The organism is Rhizobacter sp. (genome assembly GCF_035702065.1).
Classification (GTDB): Bacteria; Pseudomonadota; Gammaproteobacteria; order Burkholderiales; family Burkholderiaceae_C; genus Rhizobacter.
This window is the reverse complement of the sequence record NZ_DASSRA010000187.1, coordinates 1-8,705: the sequence shown is the minus strand read 5'-3', so window position 1 is coordinate 8,705 and position 8,705 is coordinate 1. Positions and strand designations below refer to the sequence as shown.

9 protein-coding genes are annotated in these 8,705 nt (G+C 69.5%); 8 read left to right on the top strand and 1 reads right to left on the bottom strand.

Annotated features, from left to right (window positions below):
* Window positions 1-147 precede the first annotated feature (147 nt).
* From VFL64_RS08815 to fae, 3 genes are all read left to right on the top strand, one after another.
* On the top strand, window positions 148-1,074 hold the full coding sequence (locus VFL64_RS08815; RefSeq protein WP_489540005.1) for an ATP-grasp domain-containing protein: 927 nt from the start codon (window positions 148-150) through the stop codon (window positions 1,072-1,074).
* Window positions 1,071-1,934, top strand: a complete 864-nt coding sequence (locus VFL64_RS08810; RefSeq protein WP_489540004.1) for a triphosphoribosyl-dephospho-CoA synthase — start codon at window positions 1,071-1,073, stop codon at window positions 1,932-1,934. The genes VFL64_RS08815 and VFL64_RS08810 overlap by 4 nt, the downstream gene beginning before the upstream one ends.
* A gap of 106 nt (window positions 1,935-2,040) precedes the next feature.
* On the top strand, window positions 2,041-2,550 hold the full coding sequence (gene fae / locus VFL64_RS08805) for a formaldehyde-activating enzyme (RefSeq protein ID WP_489540003.1): 510 nt from the start codon (window positions 2,041-2,043) through the stop codon (window positions 2,548-2,550).
* 69 nt (window positions 2,551-2,619) lie between these two features.
* Here fae and VFL64_RS08800 read toward each other — a convergent pair whose 3' ends face one another.
* A complete protein-coding gene (locus tag VFL64_RS08800; protein WP_489540007.1) occupies window positions 2,620-3,051 on the bottom strand; it encodes a dihydroneopterin aldolase in 432 nt (143 codons plus the stop codon).
* A gap of 266 nt (window positions 3,052-3,317) precedes the next feature.
* Between VFL64_RS08800 and VFL64_RS08795 the strand changes: the two genes are divergently transcribed.
* The 5 genes from VFL64_RS08795 to VFL64_RS08775 all read left to right on the top strand — a co-directional run.
* Window positions 3,318-5,369, top strand: a complete 2,052-nt coding sequence (locus tag VFL64_RS08795; RefSeq protein ID WP_489540002.1) for a sigma-54-dependent Fis family transcriptional regulator — start codon at window positions 3,318-3,320, stop codon at window positions 5,367-5,369.
* On the top strand, window positions 5,302-5,952 hold the full coding sequence (locus VFL64_RS08790) for a flavoprotein (protein WP_489540001.1): 651 nt from the start codon (window positions 5,302-5,304) through the stop codon (window positions 5,950-5,952). The genes VFL64_RS08795 and VFL64_RS08790 overlap by 68 nt, the downstream gene beginning before the upstream one ends.
* Before the next feature lie 66 nt (window positions 5,953-6,018).
* Window positions 6,019-7,425, top strand: coding sequence for a DUF6513 domain-containing protein (locus VFL64_RS08785; RefSeq protein WP_489540000.1), 1,407 nt, complete (start codon window positions 6,019-6,021; stop codon window positions 7,423-7,425).
* A gap of 1 nt (window position 7,426) precedes the next feature.
* On the top strand, window positions 7,427-7,996 hold the full coding sequence (locus tag VFL64_RS08780) for a DUF447 domain-containing protein (RefSeq protein WP_489540006.1): 570 nt from the start codon (window positions 7,427-7,429) through the stop codon (window positions 7,994-7,996).
* The coding region (locus VFL64_RS08775; protein WP_489539999.1) for a (5-formylfuran-3-yl)methyl phosphate synthase at window positions 7,996-8,705 on the top strand (710 nt) is incomplete at its 3' end. The genes VFL64_RS08780 and VFL64_RS08775, both read left to right, overlap by 1 nt.

Below are 8,705 nucleotides of genomic sequence, written 5' to 3'. Positions count from 1 at the left end.
CATGACGGGCCGCCGCGCCGGGCCGCACCGGGCTTGTATTCCGAGGCCGCTCAGCCTGAGGTATCGAAGGCCTGCTCAGAACATTGCGGGCCTTCGATACCTCAGGCTGAGCGGTCTGTTTGTGTTCGAGGGCGAGCGGGGTGCTCCATGACTCGCGTGGCCATCATGACCGACGAGACCGGCTGGCACACGCGCCAGCTGCAGGCCGCCCTGCGCGCACGCGGCGCCGTCGGTCGCTGCATCGACCTGGCCGATTGCCACATCGACACCACCGCCGGCTGGCACGGCCTGTCGCTGCCCGGCTTCGGCCGCGAGCTGCCCGATGCGGTGCTGGTGCGCGGCGTCGCCGCCGGCAGCTTCGAGCAGGTCACCAAGCGGCTGGGCGTGCTGCATGCGCTGCGCGAGCTGGGCGTGCCGGTCTACAACGATGCGCGTGCCATCGAGCGCAGCGTCGACAAGTCCATGACCAGCCTGCTGCTGCATGCTGCCGCCGTGCCCACGCCGCCCACCTGGGCCACCGAATCACAGGCGCACGCACAGCGCATCGTGCTGCGCGAACGCGCGGCCGGCCACGTGCTCGTGCTCAAGCCGCTGTTCGGTTCGCAAGGCAAGGGCCTGCAGCTGGTGGGCGAGGTGGAGGGCGTGCACCACACGCTGCCTGCCCTCGGCCAAGGCTTCGGTTCGCTCGCCTACCTGCAGCGCTTCGTGCCGCCCGTCAGCACGCCGGGCTTCGACTGGCGTGTGCTGGTGGTGGGTGGCCGCGCCGTGACCGCCATGCGCCGCGTCAGCGATCACTGGGTCCACAACGTGGCACAGGGTGCGCGCTGTGAGCGAGCCGAACTCACATCCGAGTTGGCGCACCTGGCCGAGCAGGCCGCGCAGGCCCTGGACATGGACTATGCCGGCGTCGACCTCATCCCCTCGGCGCAGGGCACGCAGGTGATCGAGGTCAACGGCGTGGCCGCGTGGCACGGCCTGCAGGGCGTGACCGGCTTCAACATCGCGCGCGCGATCGTCGACGACCTGCTGGACCGCAAGTGCGCGGCGCACGCCATGGCCGAGCGCCGCGCGTGAGCGCCGCTTCGCATGCCGCCGTGGATCGCGCCCAGGCGAGCTTCCTGTGCGCCTGCACGCTCGACGTGGCCGTGCGCAAGCCGGGCAACGTGAGCCGGCATTCCGCCGGCCACCGCATGCAGGCGGCGATGTTCACCGCCGCCGCACAGGCGGCGGCCGAGCCGCTGTTCCGGGCGGGCGCCGGTGTGGGCGAGCGTGTCGAGGCGGCGGTGGAGGCGAGCTGGTCCGTTGCGCACTGCAACACCAACCTCGGCATCCTGCTGCTGTGCGCGCCGCTGGCCGTGGCGGTGGAGCGCTTTCCCGACGCCCCGCTGCGCGATGCCCTCGCCGAGGTGCTGGCCGGCCTGAGCCTGGCCGACGCCGAGCACGCCTTCCGCGCCATCGCCCGCGCCAACCCCGGCGGCCTGGGCGACGCGCCGGCCGAAGACGTGCGCCAGGCCCCCAGCGTCGACCTGCGCACGGCCATGGCCTTGTCGGCCGGGCACGACCTGATCGCGCGGCAGTACCGCGATGGCTACGCCGACCTGTTCGAGCGCGCCCTGCCGGCGCTGGGCGAGGGCTTCATCAACCCGGCACAGGCGTCCTGCGAGTGGCCCGATGCGGCCACCACGGCCGCCGTGCAACGGCTCTACGTCGAGCTGCTCAGCAGTTTTCCCGATTCACACATTGTTCGGAAACACGGGGAGGCCGTGGCACAGACTGTCATGGCCTCGGCGCAAGCCTGGCGCGGCGTGGCCGACCTGGACGCCTCGCCCGGCTTCGCCGCCTGGGACGAATCACTGAAGGCCCAGGGCATCAACCCCGGGACCAGCGCCGACTTGACGGTGGCCACGCTGATGATCGCCGGCCTGCGGGCCTGAGCGGCCCGCGCGGTGGCACGGAACGTGATATCGAAGCCGAAGCACTGGCGCATTGCCGGTGTCGGGAACGACGTCCCTAGAACCGCAAACAGGAGATGACAAAGCTATGGCCAAGATCGATCGCATGCTGGTCGGTGAGTCGCTCGTCGGAGACGGCAACGAAGTTGCCCACATCGACCTGATCATCGGACCGCGTGGCAGCCCTGCCGAGACTGCATTCGCCAACGCGTTGACCAACAACAAGGACGGCTTCACGTCGCTGCTCGCCGTGGTGGCGCCGAACCTGCTCACCAAGCCCGCCACCGTGATGTTCAACAAGGTCACCATCAAGGGCGCCAAGCAGGCCGTCCAGATGTTCGGCCCTGCACAGCGCGCCGTGGCCATGGCCGTGGCGGACTGTGTCGAAGACGGCACCATCCCCGCCGCGGAAGCCGACAACCTGTTCATTTGCGTCGGTGTCTTCATCCACTGGCTGGCGGCCGACGACAAGAAGATCCAGCAGTACAACTACCAGGCGACCAAGGAGTCGATCAAGCGTGCCGTGGCCGGTACGCCGACGGCGGCCGAGGTGGTGGCCAAGAAGGCTTCCAGCCCGCACCCCTTTGCTGCGGCCTGACGATCTCAGAAGCCAGCTCACAAGCAAGCCGACCCCGACCGGGTCGGCTTTGCCATGTTCAGAGCGTTCCTAGCTCTTGTGCGGCACCACCATGCCCGAACCCAGCAGCTGCACGACGGTGGCCGAGCGGCCGGCGGCGGACAGTGCAGACAGCGGCGAGGCCGCGCGCTCGATCTGCACGCCCACCGCGCCCACGTCGGCGAACTTGCGCGGCTTGACGATCTTCACGCGCACCCAGCTCGCGCCGAACTCGTCGAGCAGGATGTCGGCCACGGTCTCGGCCAGGGCCTCCAGCAGCTTGAGCTGGTGCTCGGCCAGCAGGCGCAGCAGGCGTTCGCGCACCACGCTGTAGTCGATGGTGTCGACGATGCGGTCGGTGTCGCAAGCCCGCGCGCGCGGCAGGCCGGCATGCACGTCGATCACCAGCGGCTGCGGGCGGTGCAGCTCGGACTCGTGGATGCCGATGACCGTTTCGCCGGTGAGGCCTTCGATGAAGATCATGTCGAGGGGCAAGGCCGAATCGGGCAAGCTGGTCGGCCCGGGCAGGGCGGCGCTCGAGGGGCGGCTGGGGCTGTTCAATGGAGTCTCCGGATGAAGGTTTTACAAGTGCACGCGCGTGCTTCCTGCTTGGGTGCGCCACGCAGGTTGCAAAAGGCAGGCCACGGCCCGGCACTCATCGTTTCACCGGGTATGCACGCGTTGATATCGCACCAGAATCAACATTCCACCGGTCGAACGAGGCCGGTCTCCGCACTCTGGAGAAACGCATGACGCTGGTGTTGCGAACAGGTGACGATCGACATGCCGAGCATGTCATGGACGTGGTGCGCAGCGGCCTCCACGAGTCGGCCAACGATGTGGTGCGGCGCTCCTGGAGCCGCTGCCTCAACGAGTACCAGCTCCACCCTGACAAGGCGCTCGAGCCGGCCTTCATCAGCCGCACCGCGCTCGAAGAACGGCGCGCACGCCAGGCCGACGTGATCGACTGCGCGCGCTACGAGATGACCACGCTGTACCAGCAGCTCGCTGACACCGACTCGGCCGTGGTGCTCACCGACACCGACGGCGTGATCGTTCACATGGTCACCTCCACCGAGTTCGCCGCCGAGATGGGCCCGCTGGGCCTGCGCGCCGGCGGCATGTGGAGCGAGACGCAGGCCGGCACCAACGGCATGGGCACCTGCCTGGCCGCCGCGGCACCGATCTCGGTGCGGCGCGAAGACCACTTCTTCACCCAGTTCACGCAGCTCACCTGCTCGGCCGTGCCGGTGTACGACCCCTCGGGCCAGATCGCCGCGGTGCTCGACGTCAGCAGCCGCTCGAGCATGATGCAGCAGCACCTGCTGGTGCTGCTGGGCATGACGGCGCGCATGATCGAGAACCGGCTGATCGACCGGCGCTTCCGCAACGCGCACCCGCTGCACTTCCACAGCCGGCCGGAGTTCGTCTACACGCTGCACGAAGGCAAGCTCGCCGTCGGCGACGACGGGCGCATCCTCGCGGCCAACCGCAGCGCGCTGTTCCAGCTCGGGCTGCAGACGGTCGACGAGATCCGCTCGCGCCACATCGAGGACCTGTTCCAGACTTCGCTCGAAGACATGCTGCAGCGGAGCACGCAGTCGTCCTTCCACCCCATCGTGACCTTCCGCGCCAACGCGGCGTTGCGCTTCTTCGCCGTCGCGCGCCGCCCAGCCACCGAGTCCGAATCGGGCACGCCGGTGCGCGTGCTGAGTTCGCCGGGTGGCGCGGCGGCCCCGTCCAGCACGGTGGCGCGCGTGCCGGCCCGCGTGACGCCGCTGCGCAGCGCCACGACGACGCCATCGCCCACCTTCAAGGACGCACGCCTGTCGGCCCACCTGGAGACCGCGCGCCGCGTGATCGCGCGCCAGACGCCGGTGCTGCTGTGTGGCGAGACCGGTTCCGGCAAGGAGGTGTTCGCGCGTGCCGTGCACGACGCCAGCCCGCATGCGGGCGGCACCTTCGTGGCCGTCAACTGCGCGAGCCTGCCCGAGACGCTGATCGAGTCCGAACTCTTCGGCTACCGCGCCGGCGCCTTCACCGGCGCGCAGCGCGCCGGGCGGCGCGGCAAGATCCTGCAGGCCGATGGCGGCACGCTCTTCCTCGACGAGATCGCTGACATGCCCCTCGACCTGCAGGCGCGCCTGCTGCGCGTGCTCGACGAACGCCAGGTCACGCCGCTGGGCACCGAAGACACGCAGTCGGTCGACTTCCAGCTCATCAGCGCCAGCCACCAGCGCCTGCCCGAACTCGTGCGCGAAGGGCGCTTTCGCGAAGACCTGTACTACCGCCTGTCGGGCATCGAGTTGCAGCTGCCGGCCCTGCGCGAGCGCAGCGACAAGCGCGAGCTGATCCACGGCGTGCTCGAAGCCGAAGGCGGCGCCGGGGCGGCGCTCAGCGCCGAGGCCGAACGCATGCTGATGGACTACGCGTGGCCGGGCAACATCCGCCAGCTGCGCCACGTGCTGCGCACCGCGGCCGCGCTGGCCGATGGCGCGACCATCGCCTGCGCGCACCTGCCGGCGCTGCACGACGGCACGGCGGCGGCGCCACAAGCGGTGGCCGTGCCGCCGGCCTTGTCGGCTCCGGCGAGTGCAGTGCCTGCGCATGCGAGCGTGGCGCATGGCGCGACAAACCTCAAACTCAACCCCATCCAGGCCAACGAACGTCAGGTGCTGCTGCAGATGCTGGAGCAGCACCGCTGGAACGTGAGCAATGTCGCCAAGGCGCTCGATGTCAGCCGCAACACCCTCTACCGCAAGCTCCACAAGCTCCGCATCGAGATCTCGCATCCAGAGTGATGAAGACGAACTGCCGGCCGACACGCCGGCGCGCTCGCGCTTCGCCTGGTGCATCACCGGCTCGGGCCACTTCCTGAGCGAATCGCTGGCGCTGGCCGGTCGGCTGCCGAACTGCGACCTGTTCCTTTCGGCGGCGGGTGAAGAAGTGCTGTCCATCTACAAGCTGCCGCTCGACGAACTGAAACAGCGCTTTCGCATCGTTCGCGACAAGACCGCGAGCGGCGTGCCGGTGGGCATGCTGTACGACGACGTCTACCACACGGTGGTGATCGCGCCGGCCACCAGCAACACGGTGGCCAAGTGCGCCTTCGGCTTCAGCGACACGCTGCCGACCAACATGTTCGCGCAGGCGGGCAAGCTGGGCATCCCGGGCATCGTGTTTGCATGCGACACCGAACCGGTGGTGGTGACGAAGTCGCCGCACGACTGGGTCACGCTGCGACCGCGGCGCATCGAGCTGGACAACGTGGACCGCCTTCGCGACATCGACTTCTGCCATGTGGTGTGCTCCCCCGCCGAGCTGGAGGATGCGCTCGACGCGCGCCTGAAAGAGCTTCACCTCGCATGGACAACAACCCCCTAGCTCACTTCGTTCGCGACCCCCCGAGGGGGCGCTCAGCGCCCTTCGGGCGGCCGGGCGGGCGCTGAGATGGAACACATCGTCTTCCTGACCGGCCACTTGGCCCGGCCTGCGCTGGAGCGGGTGTTGAACGGCATCGAGGCTGCGCCCTTCACGTGGGAAGTGCGCGACCTCGGCCTGCAGGTGGCTGCGCTGATGACGGCCGAGATGATCGCCCGCCGCGTGCCAGCGCCGGTGCGGGCCGACCGCATCCTCGTGCCGGGCCGCTGCCGCGGCGACCTCGATGCGCTGACGCAGCACTTCGGCATCCCGGTGCAGCGCGGGCCCGAGGAGCTGAAGGACTTGCCGCGCTTCTTCAACCGCGCCGCCCAGCCCATCGACCTGAGCGAGTACGAGGTGGCCATCTTTGCCGAGATCGTCGATGCGCCGCGCCTGTCGGTCGAAGGCATCGTCGAGCGCGCGCGGCAACTTCAAGCCGACGGCGCCGACGTGATCGACCTCGGCAGCCTGCCCGCCACGCGCTTCGATCACCTGGCCGACAGCGTGCGCGCGCTCAAGGCCGAAGGCTTCTCGGTGAGCGTGGATTCCAACGATGCGCAGGAACTGCTGCGCGGCGGCCAGGCCGGTGCCGACTACCTGCTCAGCCTCACGCTCGACACGCTGTGGGTGGCGGGGGAGGTCGATGCGGTGCCGGTGCTGATCCCGCGCACGCCGACCGACGAGGCTTCGCTGCACGCCGCCATCGAAGCCATGCAGCGCATGGGCAAGCCCTTCTTCGCGGACTCCATCCTCGACCCGATTCCGTTCGGCTTCACGGCCTCCATCGTGCGCTACCACCGGCTGCGCGAGCGCTTCCCGCAAGTGCCCATCATGCTGGGCATCGGCAACCTGACCGAGCTGACCGAGGCCGACACCAGCGGCATCAACGCGCTGCTGTTCGGCATTGCCGCCGAGCTGAACGTGGCGGCGGTGCTCACCACGCAGGTCAGCCAGCATGCGCGACGCGCCGTGCGCGAGGCCGATTGGGCGCGTCGCATCATGCACGCCGCGGCCAGCCGCGCGAGCCTGCCCAAGGGCATCAGCGATGCGCTGATGACGGTGCATGCCAAGCACCCGTTCCCGGACACGCCGCAGGAGATCGCCGACACCGCGGCGCAGGTGCGCGACCCCAACTTCCGCGTGCAGGTGTCGCCGCTCGGCTTGCACGTCTACAACCGCGACGGCTTGCGCCTGGGGCAGGGCGCCTTCGAGCTGTGGCCGCAGTTGAAGCTGGAACACGATGCCGCGCACGCCTTCTACATGGGTGTGGAACTGGCCCATGCCGAGATCGCGTGGAAGCTCGGCAAGCGCTACGTGCAGGATCAGCCGCTCGACTGGGGCGTGGCGGTCGAGACTCGGGCGCAGGACCTCGACAACTGGTGCGCGCCAGGGTCGACGATGGTGTCGGGCAACGCGAGGAGCAAACCCAATGAATGACATGATCTTCGAGACGGTGGTGACCACGGTGTCGCCCGAGGGCGTGCCGCACGTGGCGCCGATGGGCGTGCGCTACCAGGGCGAGCATGTGGTGCTCATGCCCTTCAAGCCATCGACCACCCATGACAACATCATCGCCACGCAGTGCGCGGTGCTCAACCTGCTGACCGACACGCGCGTGTTCGCCGGCTGCGTCACCGGGCGCAAGGAGTGGCCGCTGGTGCCGGCCGACAAGGTGAAGGGGTTCCGGCTCGCCGGTGCGCTGGGGCACGTGGAGCTGCACCTGGAACGGCGGCGCGACGACCCGCAGCGCCCGGTGCTGCAGATGGCGCGCGTGCACGAAGGCCTGCACGCGCCCTTCATGGGTTTCAACCGCGCGCAGGCGGCGGTGGTCGAAGGCGCAGTGCTCGTCAGCCGGCTGCACATGCTCTCGGCCGAGAAGATCGACACCGAGATGGCCTACCTGCAGATTGCCATCGACAAGACCGCAGGTTCGGCCGAGCGGGAAGCCTGGGGCTGGCTGCGTGAAGCGATCGCCAGGCACCGGGCGCAGGTGGCGGAGCCGTCGTGATGCCCCTCCTGATGCGCTTGCTCGTGAGCGTTCGCGACGAGGCCGAGGCCCTGCTCGCGGCGCAGGGTGGGGCGAACTTCATCGACCTGAAGGAACCCCGCGAGGGCGCGCTGGGCGGCCTGCCCGTGGCCCGCGTGCGTGCCGTCGTGCAGGCCCTGCGCCGGCGCGGCATCGGGTTGCCCATCAGCGCGACCATCGGTGACTTGTCCATGGACGAGTTCGACCGCATCGCGGCGGGTGTCGATGCCGTGGCCGCCTGTGGCGTCGATTACGTGAAGGTGGGCATCGAACGCGCGCCCGAGGCCGCGATGGTTCTGGACCGCCTGGCCGCGAGCGGCGCCGCCATCGTGCCGGTGTTCATCGCCGACCGCGGGCTCGACGCCGCGCTCGTGGCCCACGCCTGCGCGCTCAACTTCCCTGCGCTCATGGCCGACACCGCGGACAAGCTCTCCGGCAGCTTGTTCGACTGCGTGAGCGCGGCCGAGCTGCAGCGCTTCGTGCGCAGCGTGCGCCAGGCCGGCAAGCTGGTGGGCCTGGCGGGGGCGTTGCGCGTTTCGCACTTGCCGGCGCTGCGGGAGCTGAGGCCGGATTTCGCGGGATTTCGGAGTGCGGTGTGCGCGGGGGAGCGTGCCTCGGCACTGGATGCGACGCGCTTGCGCGCGCGGGTCGCGGCATGCGGAGCTCACAGCGGGCCTTCGATACCTCAGGC